The organism is Sphingomonas sp., from assembly GCF_036387535.1.
In the GTDB taxonomy this organism is placed as follows: Bacteria; Pseudomonadota; Alphaproteobacteria; order Sphingomonadales; family Sphingomonadaceae; genus Sphingomonas_R.
Window position 1 is genome coordinate 1 of sequence record NZ_DASVTO010000118.1, and the last position, 22401, is coordinate 22401.

Annotated in this window: 27 protein-coding genes and 1 tRNA gene; 14 read left to right on the forward strand and 14 right to left on the reverse strand. The window is 69.1% G+C overall.

What is annotated here, in order from left to right; all coding sequences use genetic code 11:
• Nucleotides 1-159 precede the first annotated feature (159 nt).
• Nucleotides 160-609, reverse strand: coding sequence for a prepilin-type N-terminal cleavage/methylation domain-containing protein (locus tag VF649_RS11140; protein ID WP_349256352.1), 450 nt, complete (start codon nucleotides 607-609; stop codon nucleotides 160-162).
• A 5-nt stretch (nucleotides 610-614) separates the two neighbouring features.
• On the reverse strand, nucleotides 615-1043 hold the full coding sequence (gspG, locus tag VF649_RS11145) for a type II secretion system major pseudopilin GspG (RefSeq protein WP_331012029.1): 429 nt from the start codon (nucleotides 1041-1043) through the stop codon (nucleotides 615-617).
• An 89-nt stretch (nucleotides 1044-1132) separates the two neighbouring features.
• Here gspG and gspL point away from each other — a divergent pair, with 89 nt between their 5' ends.
• The 6 genes from gspL to aguB all read left to right on the forward strand — a co-directional run bounded on the left by gspL (nucleotide 1133) and on the right by aguB (nucleotide 7786).
• On the forward strand, nucleotides 1133-2287 hold the full coding sequence (gene gspL, locus VF649_RS11150; protein WP_331012030.1) for a type II secretion system protein GspL: 1155 nt from the start codon (nucleotides 1133-1135) through the stop codon (nucleotides 2285-2287).
• Nucleotides 2287-2772, forward strand: a complete 486-nt coding sequence (gene gspM, locus VF649_RS11155; protein ID WP_331012031.1) for a type II secretion system protein GspM — start codon at nucleotides 2287-2289, stop codon at nucleotides 2770-2772. Before gspL ends, gspM begins: the two co-directional genes overlap by 1 nt.
• The gene (gene gspE, locus VF649_RS11160) at nucleotides 2772-4280 is read left to right on the forward strand and encodes a type II secretion system ATPase GspE (RefSeq protein WP_331012032.1); all 1509 of its coding nucleotides are present in this window, start codon (nucleotides 2772-2774) and stop codon (nucleotides 4278-4280) included. The genes gspM and gspE overlap by 1 nt, the downstream gene beginning before the upstream one ends.
• Before the next feature lie 249 nt (nucleotides 4281-4529).
• Nucleotides 4530-5762: a type II secretion system F family protein gene (locus tag VF649_RS11165; RefSeq protein ID WP_331012033.1), complete on the forward strand. Its 1233-nt coding sequence runs from the start codon at nucleotides 4530-4532 to the stop codon at nucleotides 5760-5762.
• A 115-nt stretch (nucleotides 5763-5877) separates the two neighbouring features.
• A complete protein-coding gene (locus tag VF649_RS11170; protein ID WP_331012034.1) occupies nucleotides 5878-6861 on the forward strand; it encodes an agmatine deiminase family protein in 984 nt (327 codons plus the stop codon).
• Between the two features lie 76 nt (nucleotides 6862-6937).
• Nucleotides 6938-7786, forward strand: coding sequence for an N-carbamoylputrescine amidase (aguB, locus tag VF649_RS11175; protein ID WP_331012035.1), 849 nt, complete (start codon nucleotides 6938-6940; stop codon nucleotides 7784-7786).
• A 3-nt stretch (nucleotides 7787-7789) separates the two neighbouring features.
• Here aguB and VF649_RS11180 read toward each other — a convergent pair whose 3' ends face one another.
• From VF649_RS11180 to VF649_RS11190, 3 genes are read right to left on the reverse strand one after another with little or no spacing between them, the layout of a single operon-like run.
• Nucleotides 7790-7948, reverse strand: a complete 159-nt coding sequence (locus tag VF649_RS11180) for a hypothetical protein (protein WP_331012036.1) — start codon at nucleotides 7946-7948, stop codon at nucleotides 7790-7792.
• Entirely contained in the window at nucleotides 7945-8646 is a 702-nt protein-coding gene (locus tag VF649_RS11185) for a uracil-DNA glycosylase family protein (RefSeq protein WP_331012037.1), read from the reverse strand. The genes VF649_RS11180 and VF649_RS11185 overlap by 4 nt, the downstream gene beginning before the upstream one ends.
• Nucleotides 8647-8704: 58 nt before the next feature.
• Nucleotides 8705-10081, reverse strand: coding sequence for a methyl-accepting chemotaxis protein (locus VF649_RS11190; RefSeq protein WP_331012038.1), 1377 nt, complete (start codon nucleotides 10079-10081; stop codon nucleotides 8705-8707).
• 115 nt (nucleotides 10082-10196) lie between these two features.
• Here VF649_RS11190 and folK point away from each other — a divergent pair, with 115 nt between their 5' ends.
• The 4 genes from folK (at nucleotide 10197) to VF649_RS11210 (ending at nucleotide 12339) form a co-directional block, all read left to right on the forward strand.
• The gene (gene folK, locus VF649_RS11195; RefSeq protein WP_331012039.1) at nucleotides 10197-10697 is read left to right on the forward strand and encodes a 2-amino-4-hydroxy-6-hydroxymethyldihydropteridine diphosphokinase; all 501 of its coding nucleotides are present in this window, start codon (nucleotides 10197-10199) and stop codon (nucleotides 10695-10697) included.
• Between the two features lie 36 nt (nucleotides 10698-10733).
• A tRNA-Lys gene (locus VF649_RS11200) sits at nucleotides 10734-10809 on the forward strand.
• Nucleotides 10783-11595: an NUDIX hydrolase gene (locus VF649_RS11205; RefSeq protein ID WP_331012040.1), complete on the forward strand. Its 813-nt coding sequence runs from the start codon at nucleotides 10783-10785 to the stop codon at nucleotides 11593-11595. Before VF649_RS11200 ends, VF649_RS11205 begins: the two co-directional genes overlap by 27 nt.
• 6 nt (nucleotides 11596-11601) lie before the next feature.
• Nucleotides 11602-12339 carry an extensin family protein gene (locus tag VF649_RS11210; RefSeq protein ID WP_414713668.1) on the forward strand — a complete coding sequence of 246 codons (738 nt, stop codon included), beginning with the start codon at nucleotides 11602-11604 and terminating at the stop codon, nucleotides 12337-12339.
• 13 nt (nucleotides 12340-12352) lie between these two features.
• On the opposite strand, the gene VF649_RS11215 is transcribed toward VF649_RS11210, so the two are convergent.
• Both VF649_RS11215 and VF649_RS11220 read right to left on the reverse strand, forming a co-directional pair.
• A complete protein-coding gene (locus tag VF649_RS11215) occupies nucleotides 12353-12901 on the reverse strand; it encodes a hypothetical protein (protein ID WP_331012041.1) in 549 nt (182 codons plus the stop codon).
• A gap of 248 nt (nucleotides 12902-13149) precedes the next feature.
• Nucleotides 13150-13458: a hypothetical protein gene (locus VF649_RS11220; RefSeq protein ID WP_331012042.1), complete on the reverse strand. Its 309-nt coding sequence runs from the start codon at nucleotides 13456-13458 to the stop codon at nucleotides 13150-13152.
• Between the two features lie 120 nt (nucleotides 13459-13578).
• Here VF649_RS11220 and VF649_RS11225 point away from each other — a divergent pair, with 120 nt between their 5' ends.
• Together VF649_RS11225 and VF649_RS11230 are read left to right on the forward strand one after the other, a co-directional pair.
• On the forward strand, nucleotides 13579-14709 hold the full coding sequence (locus tag VF649_RS11225) for a sensor histidine kinase (RefSeq protein ID WP_331012043.1): 1131 nt from the start codon (nucleotides 13579-13581) through the stop codon (nucleotides 14707-14709).
• Nucleotides 14669-15445: a LytTR family DNA-binding domain-containing protein gene (locus tag VF649_RS11230; RefSeq protein ID WP_331012044.1), complete on the forward strand. Its 777-nt coding sequence runs from the start codon at nucleotides 14669-14671 to the stop codon at nucleotides 15443-15445. Before VF649_RS11225 ends, VF649_RS11230 begins: the two co-directional genes overlap by 41 nt.
• Nucleotides 15446-15470: 25 nt before the next feature.
• On the opposite strand, the gene VF649_RS11235 is transcribed toward VF649_RS11230, so the two are convergent.
• Genes VF649_RS11235 through VF649_RS11245 form a run of 3 tightly spaced genes read right to left on the reverse strand, consistent with a single transcriptional unit; the run spans nucleotide 15471 to nucleotide 18006 of the window.
• Entirely contained in the window at nucleotides 15471-16340 is an 870-nt protein-coding gene (locus VF649_RS11235) for a general secretion pathway protein GspK (protein WP_331012045.1), read from the reverse strand.
• On the reverse strand, nucleotides 16337-16942 hold the full coding sequence (locus VF649_RS11240) for a type II secretion system protein GspJ (RefSeq protein ID WP_331012046.1): 606 nt from the start codon (nucleotides 16940-16942) through the stop codon (nucleotides 16337-16339). Before VF649_RS11240 ends, VF649_RS11235 begins: the two co-directional genes overlap by 4 nt.
• On the reverse strand, nucleotides 16939-18006 hold the full coding sequence (locus VF649_RS11245; protein ID WP_331012047.1) for a hypothetical protein: 1068 nt from the start codon (nucleotides 18004-18006) through the stop codon (nucleotides 16939-16941). Before VF649_RS11245 ends, VF649_RS11240 begins: the two co-directional genes overlap by 4 nt.
• Here VF649_RS11245 and VF649_RS11250 point away from each other — a divergent pair.
• Entirely contained in the window at nucleotides 17994-18725 is a 732-nt protein-coding gene (locus tag VF649_RS11250; RefSeq protein WP_331012048.1) for a hypothetical protein, read from the forward strand. The genes VF649_RS11245 and VF649_RS11250 overlap by 13 nt on opposite strands.
• Before the next feature lie 79 nt (nucleotides 18726-18804).
• Here VF649_RS11250 and rpsD read toward each other — a convergent pair whose 3' ends face one another.
• Nucleotides 18805-19419, reverse strand: a complete 615-nt coding sequence (gene rpsD, locus VF649_RS11255; protein ID WP_331012049.1) for a 30S ribosomal protein S4 — start codon at nucleotides 19417-19419, stop codon at nucleotides 18805-18807.
• A 197-nt stretch (nucleotides 19420-19616) separates the two neighbouring features.
• Here rpsD and VF649_RS11260 point away from each other — a divergent pair, with 197 nt between their 5' ends.
• Nucleotides 19617-19937 carry a chorismate mutase gene (locus VF649_RS11260; RefSeq protein ID WP_331012050.1) on the forward strand — a complete coding sequence of 107 codons (321 nt, stop codon included), beginning with the start codon at nucleotides 19617-19619 and terminating at the stop codon, nucleotides 19935-19937.
• On the opposite strand, the gene VF649_RS11265 is transcribed toward VF649_RS11260, so the two are convergent.
• From VF649_RS11265 to nrdR, 3 genes are all read right to left on the reverse strand, one after another.
• On the reverse strand, nucleotides 19928-20686 hold the full coding sequence (locus VF649_RS11265) for a sulfite exporter TauE/SafE family protein (RefSeq protein WP_331012051.1): 759 nt from the start codon (nucleotides 20684-20686) through the stop codon (nucleotides 19928-19930). The two genes, VF649_RS11260 and VF649_RS11265, sit on opposite strands and share 10 nt — an antisense overlap.
• A complete protein-coding gene (locus VF649_RS11270; RefSeq protein WP_331012052.1) occupies nucleotides 20683-21813 on the reverse strand; it encodes a TrmJ/YjtD family RNA methyltransferase in 1131 nt (376 codons plus the stop codon). Before VF649_RS11270 ends, VF649_RS11265 begins: the two co-directional genes overlap by 4 nt.
• Before the next feature lie 124 nt (nucleotides 21814-21937).
• The gene (gene nrdR, locus VF649_RS11275; RefSeq protein WP_331012053.1) at nucleotides 21938-22399 is read right to left on the reverse strand and encodes a transcriptional regulator NrdR; all 462 of its coding nucleotides are present in this window, start codon (nucleotides 22397-22399) and stop codon (nucleotides 21938-21940) included.
• Between the last annotated feature and the right edge of the window lie 2 nt (nucleotides 22400-22401).

The window sequence follows — 22401 nt, forward strand, 5'->3', positions numbered from 1 at the left end:
ACGGGAAGGCTATGCCTGAAGCGAACGGGAAGACGATGCTCGACGCGAACGGGGACGCGATGAAGGTCGGTCCAGATGGGAAATCCGCTGGGGCCGGGCGTGTCGAGACGCCTCCGACCGGTTCGAGGCGGCCGGGAACGCCTGCCGGCAGCCGGAGCCTCACGATGCGGCCGCCGACGCGTTGAGGCCGTCGTAGCGGACGTGCCAGCTGTCGCGGGGAGAGGCGATGCGGGCGTCAATAGTGCCGCCGAGCCCGTCGACGCCGATCGGAACCGGCGCCGGGGTGACACCCGACAGCGTGAGGCCGGACGGCAGGGCGTGACGGGCGAGCAGCGCGCTGTCGCCGCCGGTCCATCGGCGGCCGTCCCAGGTGACGAAGCCATAGCCTTTCGCATCGGCGGTGAAGGCGATGGCGCGGTCGGTGACCATCACGTCGTCGGCGGCCAGGCGGATGCGCGCCGCCAGTCGCCGCGCCTCGCTTTCCGCGCTGGCCCCGCGATCGGCGGCGCCGAAGCCCAACGTCACCGCGCCAGCGGCGATGCCGATGATGACCAGCACGACCAGCATTTCGACAAGCGTCATCCCGCGTTCCGACGAGGACGGTCGCATGGCGATCAGCGACGGCGTTCGCTGAGGTCCGCGTCGAGCCCTTCGCCGCCGGGCTTGCCATCCTTGCCGAGCGACAGCAGGTCGAAGCCGGATCCGCCCTCGCCCGGATTCTTGTAGGCGTAGGGATGGCCCCACGGATCCATCGGCACCTGCGGCAGATAGCCTTCGGAGGCGTAGTTGGTCGGCACGGGCGCGCCGGTGGGACGCTGCGCCAGCGCGGCCAACCCCTGTTGCGTCGAGGGGTAATCGCCATTGTCCAGCCGGTACATCTTGAGCGCGGCGGCGATCGTCTTGAGATCGGTGCGCGCGACGGTGACGCGCGCCTCGTCCGGGCGACCGATGACGTTGGGCACGATCAGCGCGGCGACCAGCGCGATGATCGCCAGCACGACGATCATCTCGATCAGGGTCAGTCCGGATTCGCTGTCACGCAAATGTCTTTGTTCGAGCGGTACCCGTCGGGCTTGTGCTAGGCTAAGGTCGGTCGGCGAAGTCGTCATCGGGACTACCAATAAGGCTTAATGTGAAACTAGCGTTACACGCGATCCGCCTCGACGACTATCTGGTTCGTCTGCGCCCCGTCCTAGCGCCGGCGGGGCCGGCCGGCGTCTGGACGCTGGGGCCGGACGCGCCCCGGCTGCGCGAAACGGCGACGGGCGGTCCGGCCGTCGTGCTGGTGCCGACCGAACAGGTGCTGGTCACTGCGGTCGACCTGCCGCTGCCGTCGCGGCGGCAGCGGATCGCCGCGCTTCCGTTCGCGATCGAGGACCGGATCGCAGAACCGATCGAAGCGGTGCATGTCGCGCTGGGTGCCGTCACGGTGGCCGGCCGCTATCTGGCGGGCGTGGTCGCGCCGGCGGCGATGGCGGTCTGGGTCCGCGAGGCGGAGGCCGCGGGGCTGGGGCAGGCGGTGCTGATGCCCGATGCGCTGGCGTTGCCGGTCCCGGCGGACGGCGCGTGGAGCGTGGAGCGGAGCGCGGACCGCATCCTGGTGCGGGTGCCGGACGGAACGGGATTCGCGGTGTCGGCGGTGCGGTTCGCGGCGCTGTGGGCGGCGGCGGGACGTCCCGACTGCATCCTGTACGGTGCCGAATTGCCGGACGGCATTGCGGGGGTGGCGGCGGACCTGGCGCCCGAGCCGCTGGCCGAGCGGTTGCGCGTGCCGGCGCTGGACCTGCGTCAGGGCGCGTTCGCGCGCACGCGGCGGGCGGTATCGTCCCTGTGGCGGCGGGCGGCGATCGTCGCCGGGTGCGGCCTGCTGGCGCATGGCGCGATCGCGGCGGCGGACACGCTGGCGTTGCAGCGGATCGCCGCGGCGCGGAAGGCGGAGACGCGCGCGATCGTCGACCGGATCGCGCCGGGCACCGCGACGGACGACACGCTGGCCGAGGTTGCGGGCGACCTGTTGCCCGCGGGCGGACCGCGGGGCGCGGCGTTCGTGCCGCTGGTCGGGCGCGTGTCCGAAGCGTTGGGGCCCGGGGTGACGTTGCGCGCCCTAGCCTATGATGCCGGCGCGGGCAGCCTGGTGCTGGACGTGAGCGCGCCCGACCTGGCGGCGTTGCAGGCGGTGGAGGCACGGATGCGCGCGGCCGGGCTGGCGGCGACCGGCGGCGGCGGAACCACGGCGGCGGGTGGTGCCGAAGGGCAGATCACGATCCGCACCGGAGGCGCATCCTGATGGCGATCCCGTTCGAACCCCATGTCGCGCGGGTCCGGTCCTGGTGGACGGCGCGATCGACGCGAGAGCGCGCGTTGCTGGCGGCGCTGGGCGCGGTGGCGGTGATCGCGTTGCTGCTGGTGCTGGTGGTCAAGCCGTTGCAGGCGGCGCGTGGACAGGCGCTGGCCGATATCCGCACCTATGAGACGCTGTCCGCCGGGCTGACCGCCGCGGGGAGCAGCGCGCGGCCGGCGGCACCGGGACGCAGCGGACCGGTGGCGCAGATCCTGACCACCACCGCCGCCGGTTTCGGGCTGACGGTGCAACGGGTGGAGCCGGAGGGCGGCCAGACGCGGGTCGTGATGGACGGCGTACCCTATGACGCCGTGATGCGCTGGTTGGCGGATCTGGAGACCGGCGGCGGGGTGACGATCGCGGAGGTGCGGCTGGACCGTGCCGATGCGGCGGGCCAGGTGAATGTGCAGGTGGTGGTGCAGGGATCGTGATGATCGAGGGTGAGACGCTGGAGCCCGTCACCGCGGAGCCGGTCGCCGTCGCGGGGCTGCCTTATGGCTTTGCCCGGCGGCACGGGGTGCTGGTGCGCGCGACGCCGGGAGGGGGCGAATGCGTGACGCGCGGCACGCCGCCGCTGGCGGCCGTGCTGGAGGTGCAGCGGCTGTTCGGCGACACGTTGCCGATCGTGGCGCTGGACGATGCCGGGTTCGACGCGGCGTTGAGCGCGCAATATCGCGACAGCGCCGCATTGGCATCCGACGCGGCATCGGCGAGCGACCAGGACCTGGCGGCGTTGGCGGACAGTGCGTCGGCGGTGGACGACCTGCTCGACAATCGCGACGATTCGCCGGTGATCAGGCTGATCAACGCTTTGCTGCTGGAGGCGGTGAAGGAAAGCGCGTCCGACATCCATGTCGAAACGCAGGAAAAGCGGTTGCTGGTGCGATTCCGGATCGACGGCGTGCTGCGCGACCGGGTGGAGCCGAAGCGCGCGCTGGCGCCGTTGCTGGTCAGCCGGATCAAGGTGATGGCCAAGCTGGACATCGCCGAGAAACGCGTGCCGCAGGACGGGCGCGTGACGTTGCGCGTCGGCGGCTATGATATCGATGCCCGCGTTTCCACCATCCCGACGCAGCATGGCGAGCGGGTTGTGATGCGGTTGCTGGACCGCGGGGCAACGCAGCTGGACCTGCAGGCGCTGGGGATGAACGAACGCGATATCGGCGTGTTTCACGGGCTTCTGCAGCGGCCGCACGGGATCGTACTGGTGACCGGGCCGACCGGATCGGGGAAAACGACGACGCTGTACGCCGCGCTGACCCGGCTGAACGATCGCCAGCGCAACATCATGACGGTCGAGGATCCGATCGAATATGAGCTGGAGGGCGTCGGGCAGACGCAGGTCAACCCGAAGACCGAGCTGACCTTCGCCCGCGGACTGCGCGCGATCCTGCGGCAGGATCCGGACGTCATCATGGTCGGCGAGATCCGTGACGACGAAACCGCGGAAGTGGCGGTGCGATCCAGCATGACCGGGCATTTCGTGCTGTCGACCCTGCACACCAACAGCGCGATCGGCAGCGTGACCCGGCTGATCGACATGGGCGTCGAACGCTATCTGCTGGCGCCGATGCTGGTGGGGTTGATCGCGCAGCGGCTGGTACGGCGGCTGTGCCAGGCGTGCCGGGCGGAGGATATGGCGGGAACGCGCGACGTGGCGCTGCTGTCAGGGGCGGTGGCGCTGGGCGATCCGGTGTTCCGGCCGGTGGGGTGTGCCGCGTGCCATGGCGACGGGTATCGCGGTCGGCTGGGCCTGTATGAACTGGTGACGATCGACGAACGGATGCAGGCGATGATCCATGACGGCGCGTCCGAAGCGGCACTGGTGACCGCGGCGCGCACGCGGAGCCCGAGCCTGCTGGACGACGGGATCGCGAAGGTGCGGGCGGGGCTGACCTCCGTGGACGAGGTGGCGCGGGTGGTGAGGGATGATGTGTGAGTTCGTATCGTCGTTCAGTTCCGTTCGGTTCGAGCCTGTCGAGAACGCTGCGGAGGGTTCTCGACAGGCTCGAACCGGACGTATGAAGGCGTTGGGGCAGGATCCTGACGCGCGTTCTCGGTACGCGCGAACGGCTCGGCGGGTTCTCGACAGGCTCGAACCGAACAGGGATGTTGCGAGGGGTGGCCGCCATCTACGTTTCGGTCGGTTCGAGCCTGTCGAGAAGCCTTTGCGGCGAAAGACCGCCTGATGCCCGCTTTCTCCTACAAGGCCGTCGACGCGACGGGGAAGCCGTCCAAGGGCGTGCTGGAGGCGGCGAATGCCGGTGCGGCGCGGCGGGCATTGCGCGAACGCAACCTGTTACCCACCGCGGTGGAGATCACCGACAAGCCGGTCGGCGCGGCGGGGAAGGGCGGGATCGACCTGTCGGCGCTGTTCCGCAAGCGGGTCGGCGCCCGTGCGCTGTCCACGGTGACGCGGCAGATCGCAACGCTGGTGAGCAGCGATATCCGGATCGAGGAGGCGTTGCGGCTGGTGGCGGCGCAGGCGGACACGCCGGCGATGGCGGGGTTGCTGCTGAACGTCCGGGGCGGGATCCTGGACGGGCGATCCTTTGCGCAGGCGCTGGGCGATCATCCCGCGGCCTTTCCGGAATTCTATCGGGCATCCGTGGCGGCGGGCGAACAGTCCGGGCGGTTGCCCGAGGTGCTGAACCATCTGGCCGAGTTCGTGGAGCATCGCCACCGCAACCAGCAGAAGGTGCAGCTGGCCTTGCTGTACCCGGCGTTGCTGGCGGTGGTATCGATCGGGATGATGGTGCTGCTGCTGGTCTATGTCGTCCCGGACATTGTGAAGGTGTTCGTGTCGCGCGGCGCGGAACTGCCGTTCCTGACGCGCGCGCTGATCGGATTGAGCGCCGGGTTCCAGCGATATGGCCTGGTGATAGCCGCGGCGATCGCGCTGGCGGTGATCGGTTGGCGCGGCTGGGTGAAGCAGGCGGGCAACCGGCTGCGTTTCCACCGGTTTCTGGCAACGACGCGGCCGGTGGCGGGGTTCAGCCGCAAGCATAATGCCGCGCGCTTCGCCGGTTCGCTGGCGACATTGGTGCAGAGCATGGTGCCGCTGGTCGAGGCGTTGAACGCGGCGGCGGCGGTGACGCCCAACCTGCATGTCCGCGAACGCGCGCGGGCGGTGGCGGCGCGGGTGCGCGAGGGCGCGAGCCTGCAGACCGGCATGACCGAGGCCGCGATCTTCCCGTCGATGCTGGTGGCGATCGTCGCATCGGGCGAATCGAGCGGGCGGCTGGGCCCGGCGCTGGGCCGCGCGGCGGGCGAGCTGGACCGCGAACTGGAACAGGCGGTGTCGACGCTGGTGGCGCTGGTCGAGCCGGCGGTGCTGCTGATGATGGGCGGACTGGTGCTGTTGATGGTGCTGGCGATCCTGTTGCCGATCATCAACCTGAACAATCTGGTCGGGGTCTAAGGATCGGTGACGCCGACGGTGCGGGCGACAATCCCTTGCCACCCGCACGACGACACGCCATCTGCCCGCCGTCCCGCCTTCGCCCCGCCCTTTGCCATAGCCATTGAGGATCCTCATGCCACATTGCCAGCCTCCGGAATGGGCGCCGCATGACCGTGTGTGGATCGGTTTCCCAAGCCATGCCGCGCTCTGGCTGGACGATCTTGCCCCCGCGCGCGACGAGGTGGTGGCGTTTGCGCGCGCGGTGCGGGCGGGCGGCCGGGGCGAGCGGGTCGTGCTGGTCGCGGCGGACGGTGCCGCCGCGGACGCCGCCCGCGCGCTGGCCGGCGACGATATCGATGTTCAGGTGGCGGCGTTCGGCGACATCTGGCTGCGCGATACCGGCCCGATCCTGTTGAGCGGAGACGGCGGCCCCCGCGCCGCGCTGTTCCGGTTCAACGGCTGGGGCGGCAAATATGACCTGGCGCATGACGATACTGTCGGCCGGACGCTGGCGGATGCCGCCGGCATCACCGCCGCGGCGCACGACTGGGTGCTGGAAGGCGGGGCGATCGACGTCGATGGCACCGGGCTGGCCGTCACCACCGAACAGTGCCTGCTGAACCCCAACCGCAACCCCGGCCTGTCGCGCGATGATGTCGCGGCGCGCCTGGCGTCGGATCTGGGGATCCATCATGTCCTGTGGCTGGGCGACGGTCTGGCCAATGATCATACCGATGGCCATGTCGACAATCTTGCGCGGTTCGTCGCACCCGGCCGGATCGCGATCCCGGTCGCGGACGGCGCCGACGATCCCAACGCCGCAGTCTATGCCGATGCCGCCGCCCGCGCGCGTGCCTTCGGACTGGAGGTGGTCGCGATTCCGTCGCCCGGCGCGGTCGAGCGGGATGGCGAGATCGTGCCGGCATCCTATATGAACTTCTACATCGGGAATGCCGCGGTGGTGGTGCCGCTCTACGGCGCGGCGAATGACGATGCCGCGGTGGCGGCGATCGCGGCGCTGTTTCCCGACCGGATCGTCACCGGGTTCCGCGCGGATCATATCCTGACCGGCGGCGGCAGTTTCCACTGCATTTCGCAACAGGTGCCCGCGTCATAAGCCCGGCGCGGTCGCGGCCACGCGCGGTTTTCGCCATCGCCCGATCCGGGCGGCACCCCGTGAGAAGGATCTTTGCATGACCACCATCACCGTCGCCGCGTTGCAGCTGGGTTTCGGCGCCGACATCCACGAGAATATCGCCAATGTTGCCGCGCTGGTGCGCGAGGCGGCGGGAAAGGGTGCGCAGGTGGTCCTGCCGCCCGAGCTGTTCGAGGGACCCTATTTCTGCCGGGTCGAGGATGAGGGCCTGTTCGCGCGCGCGATGTCGGTCGATACGCACCCCGCCGTTCTGGCGATGCGCGCGCTGGCCGACGAGCTGAACATCCATATCCCGACGAGCTTCTTCGAGGCGGACGGGCCGCATCATTACAATTCGCTGGCGATGATCGGGCCGGATGGCGCGGTGCAGGGCGTGTACCGCAAGAGCCATATTCCCGATGGTCCGGGATATGAGGAGAAATTCTATTTCCGGCCCGGCAACACCGGGTTCAAGGTGTGGAAGGATGCGCCCGTGCCGCTGGGGGTGGGCGTCTGCTGGGACCAGTGGTATCCGGAAACCGCGCGCGCGATGATGCTGATGGGCGCGGAAATCCTGTTCTATCCCACCGCGATCGGGAATGAACCGCATGACCCGTCGCTGGACACGTCACGGCTGTGGCGGCGGGCGATGATCGGCCATGCGGTATCGAACGTGGTGCCCGTCATCGCCGCCAACCGGATCGGGACGGAAGACGGCCAGACTTTTTACGGGCACAGCTTCATCGCGGACGAGCGCGGCGACCTGATCGCCGAATTCGGGGTGCAGGAAACCGGCGTGCTGGTCGCGACGCTGGATATCGACCGGGTCAAGCGCCACCGCGCGGCGTTCGGATTCTTCCGGGATCGCCGCCCGGAACTGTACGGCCGGCTGGTCCAGGATATCTGATCCTCAGCCGCGCGGTCGCCGGCGGCCGCGCACCAGCCGCCACATGCCCCAGCCGATGGCACCCGCACCCGCCGCCGCCGCGACGATCCAGCCCATCGCGCCCAGCGCGGCCATGATCAGGATCATCATGAAATCGGCGATGGCGAGCGTCAGGTGGATCATGGCGCGACGGCGGCCGCCTCGCGTTCCGATGCGGCCCGCAGGACCAGCGCGCGCGCAATCACGGCTTCGAACATGTCGGGCGACAGCCGGGGCGCCCCGGCATCCAGATCCGCCGGGTGCCAGCTGTCGATCAGGCGGACGCCGCTGGGGAACCGATGTTCGGCCAGATGCGCGAACCGCGCCTTGGGCAGCTTGCCGCCGAGTGCCTTGACCGCGGAGCGATGCGCGTCTTCGCCCAGCGCCACCACCACGCGCAGTTCGGGCAGGGCGGCGAGCGGCCCGGACAGGAACGGCCGGCAGGTGCGGGCTTCCTCCCGCGTCGGTTGGTTGTTGGGCGGGACGCAGCGCACCGCGTCGATGACCGCGACACCGTCCAGCATCAGCCCGTCATCGGCGCGCCCGCCATATTCCCCCTCCGCCAGCACCATCGCGAGCAGGGTTTGGAACAGCAGGACGCCGGCCTTTTCGCCCGTGAATACCCGCCCGGTGCGGTTGCCGCCCTTCATGCCCGGCGACAGGCCGACGATCGCCAGCCAGGCGTCGGGATCGCCGAACATGGGCACCGGCGCGTTGTACCAGTCGGGATGCGCGACGCGCAGTTCCGCCCGGTAAGCGGCCAGACGCGGACAGAGCGGGCAATCGTGCGGCGGCTCGCGTTCGGCGAGCAGGGCGGGCAGGGCGGAAGGATCGTCAATCATCGCCACGGCATAGCGACCCGGCCCGCGATCCCCAAGCCCGCGCCGGCATCGGGCCGCGTCACCCCTGGTCCTGATAGGCCAGCTGCAGAATGCCCCAGTGCCGACCGGCGACATGGATCGACGCGATCACCTGTTTCAACAGCATCACGCCGCCGTCGGCCAGCGCGCGGCGATAGGCCTTGATCCGGAACGGCGCGGTGGTTTCGCACAGCGGACGTTGATGCGCATCGCTGAAGATCGCGCCTTCGCGGCTCCACTCCGCATTCCAGATCGGATCGTCTCGCTGCGGCTGCGCGCGTTCCGGCATCTGGACCGCGGAAAAGCAGCGCCGATCCGACAGGCTCATCCCGAAGAATCCGGGCAGATCGCGGGCCCGTTCCTGGAACGGGCGCATCGCCGTCGCCAAGACCGGCATGCAGGGATGGCGGAAGATCGGCGGGTTGCTGCCGAGGACCGGTTCATAGGTTTCGCCGAAGAACACGGGGAGCGTGATCCGCCCGGCGGCAATTTCGGCTTCGACGTGCGCCGCCACGGCGGCGGCGGCGGCCATGCCGAACGCGATATAGGGACTGTCGGGGATGTCCTGCCCGCTTTCGGCGATGCTCTGCAGCAGCATGTTGGTGTCGTCGCTGATCCCGGTCAGCATCTGGCTGAGCGTCGTCAGGCCGGCGGCATTGTCGCGCGACGTGATGCTGAGCGCCCCGATCCCCTGACGGACCCCGGACACCGCGCCCACGATCGATTCGGTCGCGCTGGCCACCGCATCGCTATCGTCCGACAGGCCGAGCATCAGGCGGCGCAGTTCGTCCGCCATGGTTTCGATCTGCCGCGTGCCGGCATGCGCCGCGCGGGCCTTGTCCACGCCGCCCTGGATCCGGGTCAGCATCGTTTCGGCCTCGCCCGTCAGCGTCTGGACCGAATCGTCGATCTTGCGCGTGGCGGCGGCAGTTTCCAGCGCGAGTTTCTTCACCTCCTGCGCCACCACTGCAAAGCCGCGGCCGGCATCGCCCGCGCGGGCCGCCTCGATCGTGGCGTTCAGCGACAGCATGTTCACCTGCCGCGTGATCCGGCTGATCGCGCGCGTGACCTGCGCCACGGTATCGAGCGCGGTGTTGAAGCTGCCGAGGCCGTCATGGATCGCGCTGACCTGATCGATCAGGTCGACGACGTCGGCGGTCGCGACCGAAAGCCGCTGCGTCGAATCGTCGATCACGCCGTGCGCGGCCGATGCCTTGCCCTTCGCTTCCCGCGCCGCATAGGACACGGATTGCTGGTCGCGCTCCAGCCGGTCGGCCTCCGCGCCGATCTCCACCAGGGTCGACGCCTGTTCCGTCACGCGTTCGGCCAATTCGGCGACATTCGCCTGAAGATCGAGCGTGCGAAGCCCCAGCGCCCCCGACAGGCGCGCGGCGTTGCGAACGGTTTCGGCAAGCATTACAGGCCTTTCCTCATGGGATCGCTTTTGCGCCGATCTTGCCTAAATCTTTGTTAAGCCTGTCCGGCGGTGGCGACACTGGACGATGCGGCGCAAAGCGTGTCTGGGTCGCGCCATGTCTTCCCGTCCGTTTCGCTATGCCATCGCTCTGGGCGGCAATCGCCGTACGCGGTGGGGCGGGCCGCCGGCCACGCTGCACGCCGCGATCCAGATCCTGACGGCGGCGGGGCTGAAGATCGACCGGGTTTCCCCGATCGTCGCGACGCCGGCGATGGGACCGGCGGGACGCGGGTTCGCCAACGCCGCACTCTGCATCACCACGACGCTGGCGCCCGTGGATCTGCTGACCCTGCTCAAGCGGACCGAGCGGGCGTTCGGCCGCCGTGCCGGTCGCCGCTGGGGACCGCGACCGCTCGATCTCGATATCCTGCTCTGGTCCGAAGGCGTCTGGCCGCCCGGCCATGCCCGCAGTGCGCCCGGCCGGTTGCAGATCCCGCATGTCGGGCTTGCCAGCCGTCGATTCGTCCTGGATCCGCTGGTCCGGATCGCGCCAGACTGGCCGTTGCCGGGGACGCGGCGTACGATAAGGCAGTTGCACGCGCGCGCCAAAGGTTGACCCGCCGCCGCTCCCGCCATAGATGCCGCTGCGGTCGGGCCCATAGCTCAGTTGGTAGAGCACGTGACTTTTAATCACTAGGTCGATGGTTCGAATCCATCTGGGCTCACCAGTCCCCGCTCCCGATGCCCGCGGAGGATCGTTCCTGACCGGTTCCACGCCCGTTCCCGCCGCCACGCTGATCCTGATCCGTGACCGCGGGCCGGGCGATCCGTTCGACCTGCTGATGATGGAACGCGCCAGCACGATGGCGTTCGCCGCGGGGGCGATGGTGTTTCCGGGTGGCCGGATCGATCGCGGCGATCGTGCGGATGGCGGGTCGCCCGACGCGGAATCGGACCTGCCCGCGCGGACAGCCGCGATCCGCGAAACGATCGAGGAAGTGGGCATTGCAGTCGGGCTGACGCCGGAGCCGTCGGCGGACTGCGTCGCGCAGCTGCGACGTGAACTGGCGGGCGGTTCGGCGTTTCGCGACCTGCTGGCCGACGCGCGACTGACGATCGATCCGGGGGCGCTGACGCCGTTCGCACGCTGGTGCCCGAACTTCGCCGAGACGCGCAGCTTCGATACGCTGTTCTTCCTGGCGCGCGCGCCGGCCGGCGCGGAGGCGCAGCCGGACGGGAGCGAGGCGGTGAGCGCCGCCTGGGCGAGCGCCGCGACCTTTCTGGCGGACGCCGACGCCGGTCGGCGGCACCTGATCTTTCCTACCCGCCGGACGCTGGAACGGCTTGCCACCTTCCCCAACTTTGCGGCCGCCGTCGCACAGGCAACCGCGATCCCGCCGCGCCGCATCACACCGTGGATCGAACAGCGCGCGGATGGGCGCTGGCTCTGCATCTCCGAGGATTGCGGTTATCCGATCACTGCCGAACGGCTCGACAGCGCGCACCGCGGATAGCGTCGCATGCTGGTGCACCGCGTCGTCCGGGTGATGATCCTGGTGCTGTTGCTGGCGGCGGCGGGCCTGGCGGTGCTGGTGATCGGGCATCGACAGCCGCAGGACGTGCCATGGGCGCCCCTCGATCTGGGGGACAGCATCGGGCTGTTCACCGGGCGCAAGCTGACGGCGCTCAACCGCGATCCGGCGCTGTGTCGTGCGGTACTGGACCGCGCCGGTATCGCCTATGTCCGGCTGCCCGATCGCGATGACGGCCCGACATGTGGGTATCGCGACGGTGTGCGTGTCGCCACCACCGGGCCGCTGCTGATCCGTTATCGCCCGCCGGTCGGCATATCCTGCGCCGTCGCGGCCGGCCTGGCGACATGGGAGTGGCAGGTGGTGCAACCCGCCGCGCTCCGCCATTTCGGGACGCGGGTCACGCAGATCGAGGATTTCGGCAGTTACAATTGCCGGCGGATCGGCGGTGGGGCCCGGCCGGCAGCACGATCCGGCTGGTCCGAGCATGCCTCCGCCAATGCGATCGACATCGCCGGTTTTCGTCTGGCCGATGGCCGCCGGATCAGGGTGGCGGCGGATTGGCGCGGAACGGGTTCCAAGGCGGCGTTTCTGCGCGACGTGCGCGATGGCGCGTGCGACCTGTTCGCGACCACCTTGTCACCCGATTATAACGCCGCCCATCGCGACCACCTGCACCTGGATCAGGCCGATCGCGGCGCGGCCGGCTGGCGTGCCTGCCGCTGATCGGTTGCCGGGATCAGCTTGCCAGCCGCTGCTCCACCTTTTCCACCCATTGCGGGTAGAAGCAGGGTTCGCGATTGGACCAGCCGGGGGCGGTTGCGGCGGCTTCGCTGATCGATTGCAGGAAGATCCGGCGCTTTTCGGGATGCAGGTGCGGCAAGGCGGCAGCGGCACAGAAGGCGCCCGGCAGCCATGGCCGAACCTGGCCGCCGACCAGTCGTTCGTACAGGAACCGATAAGCGGCGAAGCCCGACAGGCGATCCTGCCCCAAGTCGAACGCCGTCATGGTGACCAGTGGTGCGAGGAACGGTTCCACAGCGTCCAGCCCGCTATCCTCCGGGACCAGGTTGCGGATATGATCGAGCCGGCTGTAGACGCGCATCTGCGCGCGGATGCTGGCGGCTTCCACCACGTCGCGGGACCAGCAGGACATCGCGTCGCCGCGGTCCAGGCCGATGTCGAGCGACCGCCGGATGTAGCGCTGCGTCGACGAGGGGAAGCTCGCAAACTCCTTCATTTCGGCCAGCGACATCGCTCCCAGCGCCGGCTTCGACTTGGCACCCATGTTGAAAGTTCCTCCGCTTGCACCCTTCGATCTGGAGCGATCATGCGCCCGACAGATTGCCCGAGCGTTAACCGTGACCGCCGTCACCGGGAGCAAAGGAAGCACGGACGCTGCTGCAGCGCAACATCCGGAACGATTATTCGTCTGTTGCGGATATTTGTCACATATCCGCAACAGACAGGTCGACGCAGGCCGCTCACGCGCAATAATGATGCCGCACGCGTCGCGGCGTGGGTCGGTCGGACCGATTATTCCTTGCCGGCGCGCGCCGCTTCGGCGGTGGCGTCGTAGCCGCTGGAGGGCGCGGGGTCCTTGCCCTTGCCGGGCTGGGTGTTGGAGGGCGAGTCCGAGGTGGGAAAGGTCTCGTCCAGCGCGACGTCCAGCTTGGCATCCTCGTTGGAGGGATCGTCGCTCAATCGCTGATCATCGGTCGCGTCGCGCGCTTCGCGGACCGGATCGATGTCGGCAACCGCGGATTCACCTTCCTCGCCTCCGGGCGGCGGGGGTGCGACCGACAGGCCATCATCTTCATCGAAACCTTCATTGCCTGCGGACATGATCCGTCTCCTTGTTGACAGGGTACTGAACGGCTGTCGCGTCCGCCGCGTTCCCTGCGCGCCACGATGCCAGCGCCGACCCCCTTGCCGACAGGCGGAGTTCGGGATTAATCGCCGGTCATGAAGCCACAGGCGGATCAGACCGGCGATGCCGCGGCGACCGGCGTCGGAACAACCGCGGCGTTGGGTTCGATCATCGCGTTCTGGACCTTCTACTGCGTCATCGCCACGCTGCGTTCGGCGGTGCTGGGGTTTGACGATCAGCTGGACCTGCTCGGCCGGCGGCTGATCGTGACCGGGGTGTCGATGGCGATCAGCTGGGCGATGTGGCGGGCGCTGCGGCCGCTGGCGGGCGCGGGCCTCACCCGCGCCCTCATGGCGGCATCGATCCTGTCGGTGCCGGCGGCACTGGCCTATGCCGTGGTCAACCAGCATGTCTTTGCACCCACCCGTCCGGCACCGGCCACGCGCGCCGTGCAGGTCGGCGACGACAGCCAGCGCAACGATCCGCCCGGCGCGCTGGCGGAGGGCGCCGATGTCGCGGTCAACGGCTATTTCTTCTTCACGGCCTGGGCCGCGCTCTACATGGCGCTGGCGTTTGCGGCGGAAGGGCGCGCCGCCGAACGCCGCGCCGCCCGCTTCCGCGCCGCGGCGCAGGCCGCCGAACTCCGCGCGCTGCGCTATCAGGTCAATCCGCACTTCCTGTTCAACACGCTCAATTCGCTGTCCGCACTGGTGATGACCGGCAAGCCGGACGAGGCAGAACGGATGATCCTGAACCTGTCGACTTTCTTCCGGTCCAGCCTGGCGGGCGATCCGGTCGCGGACACCCCGCTGACCGACGAGATCGCGTTGCAGCGGCTGTACCTTGCGATCGAGGCTGTGCGGTTTCCGGACCGGATCGTGATCGTGGAGGATATTGCCGATGCGGTCGCCGATGTGCAGGTGCCGGGATTGATCCTGCAACCGCTGGTCGAAAACGCGGTCAAGCATGGCGTGTCGCGCACGCGCGCGCCGGTGACCGTGGCGATCCGCGCCTGGGCGGAAGATGGCATGCTCGCGCTGTCCGTCACCGACGATGCGCCGGTGCACGACCATGGCGGCGGGACGGAGAGTAGCGGCATCGGCCTGCGCAATGTCGCCGATCGGCTGACCGCGCGGTTCGGGGATCAGGCGCTGTGCCGTGCCGGGCCGCTGGATCATGGCGGCTATGCGGCGACCATCGTCATGCCGCTGGTGCGCGGTGGCTGACACGCCGTTGCGCATCCTGATCGCGGACGACGAACCGCTGGCGCGCGACCGGCTGGCGGCGCTGTGCGCGCACTGGCCCGATCTGGTGATCGTCGGCGTCGCCGAAGACGGGCCGGCCACGCTGGCGCAAGTCGCGGCGCTGGCCCCCGACCTGATCCTGCTCGACATCGCCATGCCGGGGCTGAACGGGCTGGAGGTTGCCGCCGCGATCGAATTATTGGCGGTTCGGCCGGCCATCCTGTTCTGCACCGCGCATGACCGGTTCGCGGTTGCCGCGTTCGATGTCGCCGCGGTCGATTATCTGCTGAAACCCGTATCGGTCGAGCGGCTGGGCCGCGCCATCCCCCGGGCCCGCAGCGCGCGCACCGCGACTCCGTCCGCCCCGTCCGACCCGCGCGGCGCCGTTGGCAGCGACGAATTCTGGGTGCCGGTCCGCAACGAAATGATCCGTATCGCCGCCGCCGATATCGACCGGATCGATGCGGAACGCGACTATATGCGTCTGCATGTCGGCCCGCGCAGCTATCTGCTCCACGAAACGATCGGCGCGCTGGAGCGCCGGCTGGACCCCGCCCGCTTCCTGCGCGTGCATCGTTCGACCATCCTGCGCCGCGATCGGATCGACTCGCTTCGCCATGACGGTCTTGGCGGCTGGTATGCCGACCTGATCGACGGAAACAGCGTGCGGATCGGCCGCACATATCTTCCTGCCGCGCGGGCGCTGATCGGGCGATAGCGTCCGGGACCTAGGCTCGCCATCCTCAAAAGGCCAGCGTCGGCGCCTGATCCGGCACCGCCGCCCCGCGCCACCGGCCGATCGCGATCACCTCCACCCCGGCCGCCGTCCGCCGCCGCTGTAGCAGGCTGGTCAGCTGTTGCGGGGTATCGCCGATCGTGACCCGCGTCCGTACCCAGAACAGGTCTGACGTGAACCCCGTGCCGGGTGGCATCGCCGTGCCCGCACGCTGGAAATCGTCGGGCGTGAGGAACCCCTGGCGCGTGCGGATCGCCACCAGCTTTGCCGCGGCCGCGGGATCGTCGAGCAGGATCGCCAGCAAGCTCTCGCTTGCCGCGTTGAGGTTGACGGTCGTCTTCCCAGGCAACGCGGTCGCGAGTTGGGCGAGCGCCGCCATCCGCGCCGGATCCAGCCCGAACAGGCGGAGCGGCGACAAATCGGTCACCGGTCCGCTTTGCCGCAGGAACTCCGTGGCGCGCATCGCCAGTTCCGGCGGCACCTTCAGCGCCGTCGCCAGCCGCATCGCTACCAGGTTGGCATCGACGCCGTTGCCGGCCAGCATGTTGATGTTGAACCGGCCCTGCGCATCGGCGATCGCCAGATCGAACGTGCCGCCCGCAATCTTTGCACCGCGTTCCGACAGGGCGCCCCAGGGTTCGGCGGGGTAATCCGCGGCCGGTGCCAGCACCGCGTCACGGCGCAGCGCGACGATCGCCGAGGTTTCCGCACCGCGTGCCGCCGCCTGCGCCGCCGCGGCGTCGCGCATCCGCTGCGCGCGGCCCAGCGCGGCATCCTCCCCCGACAGCATCAGCGCGACCACACCCGTCGCCAGTGCCACGAACAGCAGCACGGTGATCAGGATCATGCCCTGTTCGCGGTCGTCGGCCGGTGTCACAGCCGCACCACCGTGGTGTCCGCCGGTTTCGGGACCTGGGCAGGCAGCGCCACGATCCGGCGGAGCGTGCCCGCCGGGCGGCCGCGCCCCGGGGTCAGCACCATCGTCACCTCGATCGCGTCGGGCCAGTCGTCCTTGCGATCCGCCGCCGCGGGGGGCCAGGCGTCGCGCCAGCCCGCACGCCCGTCGCGGTAGCGCCAGCGGGCCGCCGAAACCCCATCGAGCAGGCGTTGCACCCGCGCCGGCGCACCGGGCACCGTCGGCGACAGCGTCCGCACCAGCCCGCCGCCGGACACGGCATAGGCGACCGGCGCGCCATAACCGCCGAGCGCCTGCGCATGGCGGCGGAACGCGATCCCCGCCGCGTTGCCGGTGATCGCGCCGTCCGACACCTGTTCCAGATCGCTGGTCAGCACGAACATCGCGCGTTGCAGATCGCCCAGCCGTTCCAGCCGGCCATCGGTCTGCGCCTGCACCCCCAGCACATTTTCCACCAGCGCCAGCCCCGCGACCGCGATCAGCCCGAACAGCGCGAGCGAGACGATCAGTTCGATCAGGGTGAAACCCTGCTCCCCAACTGCGGCCGGCCGGTGGGCGATCATGCCGACGCGCTCGTCGCCGCGACCTGATACCCGTCCGGACCGGCGACCAGGATCGACAGTTCACGCACGCAGCTGCCGTCCGAGCGAAATTTCAGGGTGCCGGTGACGCCGCGATAGCCATCCAGCGCCAGCAGGCCGGCGCGATCGATCCGGTTCTGCGCGCGCAGCGTGGCAACGATCCCGGCCGCATCATAGGCCAGCGCGGCGATCGTGCCGGGCGTGCCGCCATGCTGCGCCTGATAGGCGGTGGCGAAGGTGCCGAACGCCGCCGGATCGGGCGCCGCTATCCAGGCGCCGGCGGTCGCCTGCAACGCGGACGGCGTATAATCCACGCTCTGCATCAGTCCGAGCAGTTGTATCCCGCTGCCGGCGAGGCCGCGCGCCGCCGCGACGAAACCCGCGCCGGCATCGGGCACCAACAGCGCGTCCGGCGCGCCGCCCGCGACCCGGCCGAGCGCGATGCCCAGCCCCGCGAGATCCGCCGGTCGCGCCACCGGCACCAGTTCATAGCCCAGTTCCCCCTGCAACCGCGTCATCACTGCCGCGACCTGCGCAGTCCACGGGTCGGTGCCGGACAGCAGCCCGATCCGCCGTAGCCCGCGCTGGCGGCCATAGCGCAGCACCGCCGATGCCAGTTGCGATGCCGTGATCCCCAGCACGAACGCGCCGCTGTCATACAGTCCGACATCGTTGCTGAACGTCAGCACCGGGACGCGCCCCGCGACCTCCGCCAGCACCGCGCGCACGTCGGCCGCGAACACCGGTCCCAGCAGGATCCGTGCGCCGCCCTTCAACGCCGTGCGCGCGGCCAGTGCCGCACCCTTCGCCGTATCGACCAGGATCGGGTTCTGGACCCTGGGTCCGGGTGCGACCAGCGCCGCTGCGCGTTGCAGGTTCAACCCGAGGTTGGCGGATGGACCCGTCAGCGGTAGCAGGAGGGCGGCCGGCCCGCGATCGACGCGCGTCGCCGCCAGCAAGGGGATCGACGATGCCACCGACAGCAACCCCGCGGATCGGACGAGGCGCAGCAACCGGCGGCGGTCCATCGGCAATGACATCGACATCGGACCCCAATCTCCTTCACCCCGGTCGCCACCGGCGCCGGATCCTGCTGTTCGGCGGGATCGGGGTCGCGGCGTATCTGCTGACTCTGCTGGCCACCGTGCCCGCGCGGTTGTTCGTGCCGTCGGACGTTCCTGCGCTGCGCGCTGTATCAGGAACCATCTGGCACGGCGAGGTGGCGTTGCCGGGTGGCGATCGGTTGACCTGGCGGTTCGCGCCGCTGCGTACGATCGCCAGCCTGGCCTATGCCGCGGACCTGACCGTGACCGGGCGCACGACCGACCTGGCGGGTCGCGTCGCGCTGGGTCGCCGGATGGTCCGGTTCGATTCGGTCGCGGGTCGCGCCGACGGCGCGTTCGTGGCGGCGGTGTTCCCCGATCTGCCCTTCACCTGCGATCTGGGGCTGGTGATCGATATCCCGCGGTTGGCGATCGGCACGGAGATACCGGATGCGGCGGGCGAGATCCGCAGCGCGCCCGGCCGCTGCACCCCGCGTGGCGGCGGGACCGCCACCGCGGTGCCGGCTCTGCTCGCCACCACCCGCGTCGCGGGGACGGCGACCGTGGTGACGATCACGCCGCCCACCCAGCGTCGCCAGATCCTGGCGCGGACCCGGATCGATGCGGATGGCCGTGTCGCGATCACCATCCCGCCCGCCGGCGCCCGGCGTTTCCCCTTCGCCAGCCCACCGGGCGGCCTATCGCTGGAAACCACGATGTAGCCGTGCGGGGCAGAGATACAGAAAAAGGGCGGCCCCGTTGCCGGGACCGCCCTTTTTCCTGCATCGGAAATGCCGTGGCTCAGCGGCTGTAGAACTCGACCACCAGGTTCGGTTCCATCTTCACCGGATAGGGAACCTCGTCCAGCGTGGGCACGCGGACATAGGTGACCTTGGTGTTGCCGTCGGGCGTGACATAATCGGGGATGTCCCGTTCGGACAGGCCCTGCGCTTCCATGACCAGGGTCATTTCCTGCGCCTTGGAGCCCAGCGAGATTTCATCGCCCGGGTTCACGCGGCGTGACGAGATATTGCACTTCACGCCGTTGACGCGGATGTGGCCGTGATTGACGATCTGGCGCGCGGCAAAGATCGTCGGGGCGAACTTGGCGCGATAGACGACCATGTCCAGACGCCGTTCCAGCAGACCGATCAGGTTCTGGGACGTATCGCCCTTCATCTTGGCGGCATCGGTGTAGGAGCGCTTGAACTGCTTCTCCGTCACTTCGCCATAATAGCCCTTCAGCTTCTGCTTGGCCTTCAGCTGGATACCATAGTCCGAAACCTTGGACTTGCGGCGCTGGCCGTGCTGGCCGGGGCCATATTCGCGCTTGTTGACCGGGGACTTGGGACGGCCCCAGATATTTTCGCCCATGCGGCGGTCGATCTTGTGCTTGGCGCTATGGCGCTTCGACATGACGTCGATCCTTCAATTGCGTGTGACATTGCTGTCGGATAGTCCCGGAACCGCGCTGCTGGCATATCCCGAACGGGTATGGGCAGGGCCGCCGCTTCACCGGGGGTGCGGAGCCAATTGCGAAGCGGCGCCTATGATCGATTCCACGCGCCGGGTCAAGCTGGACGCGAGGCCGGCACTGGCGATGGGAGCCGGGCATGACCGATCCGATCCTGCCCCCCGACCAGTGCACCACGATGGCGGACGTGCGCCGCGGCGTCGACGCGCTGGACCGCGATCTGGTCGCGATGCTGGCGACGCGCTTCGGCTATATGCGTGCCGCGGCGCGGATCAAGCCGAACCGGGCGATGGTTCGGGATGAGGCCCGCAAGGCGACCGTGATCGCCCAGGCGGTGACACAGGCAGACGCGACCGGCACGCCGCCCGATGTGGTGGCCGATCTGTGGGAAAGGCTGGTGGAGGCATCGATCGGCTATGAACTGGCGCAGTTCGATGCGCGCCGTCCCGATCACCCATAGGCGCGGTAGAAGAACACCGCCGTCGTCGCGGCGGTGACCAGCAGCGTCCAGATCCGGATATGCAGCGGCTTCAGACGCTTGCCGATGTGAGCGCCCAGCCAGCCGCCGGCAATCCCGCCGATCAGCATCGGAATTGCGGCGCCCCAAGCGACCAGCCCGGCCAGAATGAAGACGATGGCGGCGGCGCCATTCGCAACCGCCAGCATCAGCGTGCGCGGCGCGAACATCGCCCGTGGGGAGGCGCCCGCAAGCAGGCCGTAGAGCGCGGTCGTCATCATGCCGATGCCCCCGCCGAAATAGCCGCCATAGATGCCGAGCAAACCCTGCATCGTCATCAGCACGCCGGGCCGGATCGTGATGCGCGCGCGCAGGGCGTCGGCGGCGCGCGGGCCGGCCGCCAGCACGACCATCGCGAACAGCAGCAGCCAGGGCACGATGAAGTCGAACAGCCGCGTCGGCGTCCAGGCGAGCAGCGTGGCCCCGATCAGCCCGCCGACAAAGGTGATCGCCGACAGCGTGACGATGGGCACGCCGCCGACACCCGTCAGTTCGCGGCGGAAGGCATGCGCACTGGTGGCGGCGCCGGGCAACAGCGCGATGTTGGACGTCGCGTTGGCGACGTTTGCGGGCAGGCCGATCGCGATCAGCGCCGGCATGGTGGCGAAAGTGCCGCCGCCCGCCAGCGCGTTCATCGCGCCGCCCGCGACGCCGGCGGACAAGGCCAGCGCGGGTATCGTCAGTCCGTTCATCGCGCTTCGTCGTCCCCACCCGGATCGGGCAGATGACGCTCGATCGAACGGAGCACCCCGCGCAGCGTCCGGACCTCGCCCGCGGTCCAGCCGGGGCGGCTGAGAATGCCGCGCAGTTGGCGCCGATCGACAGGCGCGCGTTCCGGCGGAAAATAATGGCCGGTGGTGACCAGGATCCGATCGAGATGGCCGATCAGCCCGTCCAGTTCCGCCTGTTCGGCGGGCGGATAGGCCTCCACCAGCGTGGGTTGCGACAAGGCGACGCCCTTCGACCATTCATAGGCGATCAGGATGACGGCCTGCGCGAGGTTGAGCGAGCCGAAGTCCGGGTTGATCGGGACGGTGATGATGGTGCGCGCCACCGCGACGTCATCGGTTTCCAGGCCGGAGCGTTCGGGCCCGAACAGGATCGCGGTCTGGCCGATCAGCGCATGGATCTCGGCGGCGGCGGCCTCCGGCGTCACGACCGGCTTGGCCACGCCGCGCTTGCGCACCGTGGTGGCATAGACCGCCGTGCAATCCGCCGTAGCCTCCGCCAGCGTCGCATAGACGCGGGCGTTGGCGAGCACGCTGTCGGCGCCGGATGCCGCCGCGGTCGCCGACAGGTTCGGCCAGCCGTCGCGCGGGGCGACGAGGCGCAGGTCGGTGAGCCCGAAATTGAGCATCGCGCGGGCGGCCTTGCCGATGTTTTCGCCGAGTTGCGGGCGGACGAGGATGATCGCGGGGTGGGGTGTCAGTCTCGCGCCGAGTCTCTCCTCCCGTTCGGTTCGAGCCTGTCGAGAACCTGGTTCCGGGTTCTCGACAGGCTCGAACCGGACGGGATCGGGCGTGTCTGGGGATGCGGCACGAGGTCTGGATTTCGCGGCTTCCGTCAACGCCTGCCAATCGCTGCGGAAGAGTGCTTCCTTTTTCTTGCGAGACCAATCCTTGATCTGGACCTCGCGTTCGAGCGCTTCGATTCGGGTCTGAAAATAATCAGCCCACATCAGTTCTACCGGGCGGCGATCATGGGTGTAGCCGGGCATGGCGCCTGACTGATGCTCGGCGATCCGGCGATCCAGATCATCGGTGTGGCCGGTATAGTAGGTGCCATCGGCGCAGCGCAGGATGTAGGTCCAGAAGCTCATGACTGCGGCCTTTGCGGCGTGTGCGCGGGTTCGACAAGCTGGAACTGCGTTTCTCAGCTCCGGAGGTTCTCGACAGGCTCGAACCGAACGGGATGGTGCAGTCGGTGCGAACGCCGCTGGCGCGTCATTCCTCCACCGCCTCGGCCACGCTGCCGACGAAGTCCCGGAAATCCTGTGCTTCGGTGAAGTCCTTGTAGACGCTGGCGAAGCGGATGTAGGCGACCGTATCGAGCGCGCGGAGGCCGTCCATCAGCATTTCGCCGATGCGGGTGGCCTTCACCTCGTTTTCGCCGGAGGTTTCCAGCTGGCGCTGGATGCCGGAAACCATGCGTTCGACGCGGGCGGGATCGATCGGGCGTTTGCGGCAGGCGATCGCGACCGAGCGTTCCAGCTTGCTGCGGTCGAACGGCTGGCGGTCGCCGTCCTTCTTGATGACGGTCAGGTCGCGCAGCTGCACCCGTTCGAACGTCGTGAAGCGCGCGCCGCAGCCTTCGCACTGGCGGCGGCGGCGGATCGAGGCGCCGTCTTCGGTCGGGCGGCTGTCTTTCACCTGGGTGTCGTCATGGGCGCAGAAGGGGCAGCGCATGG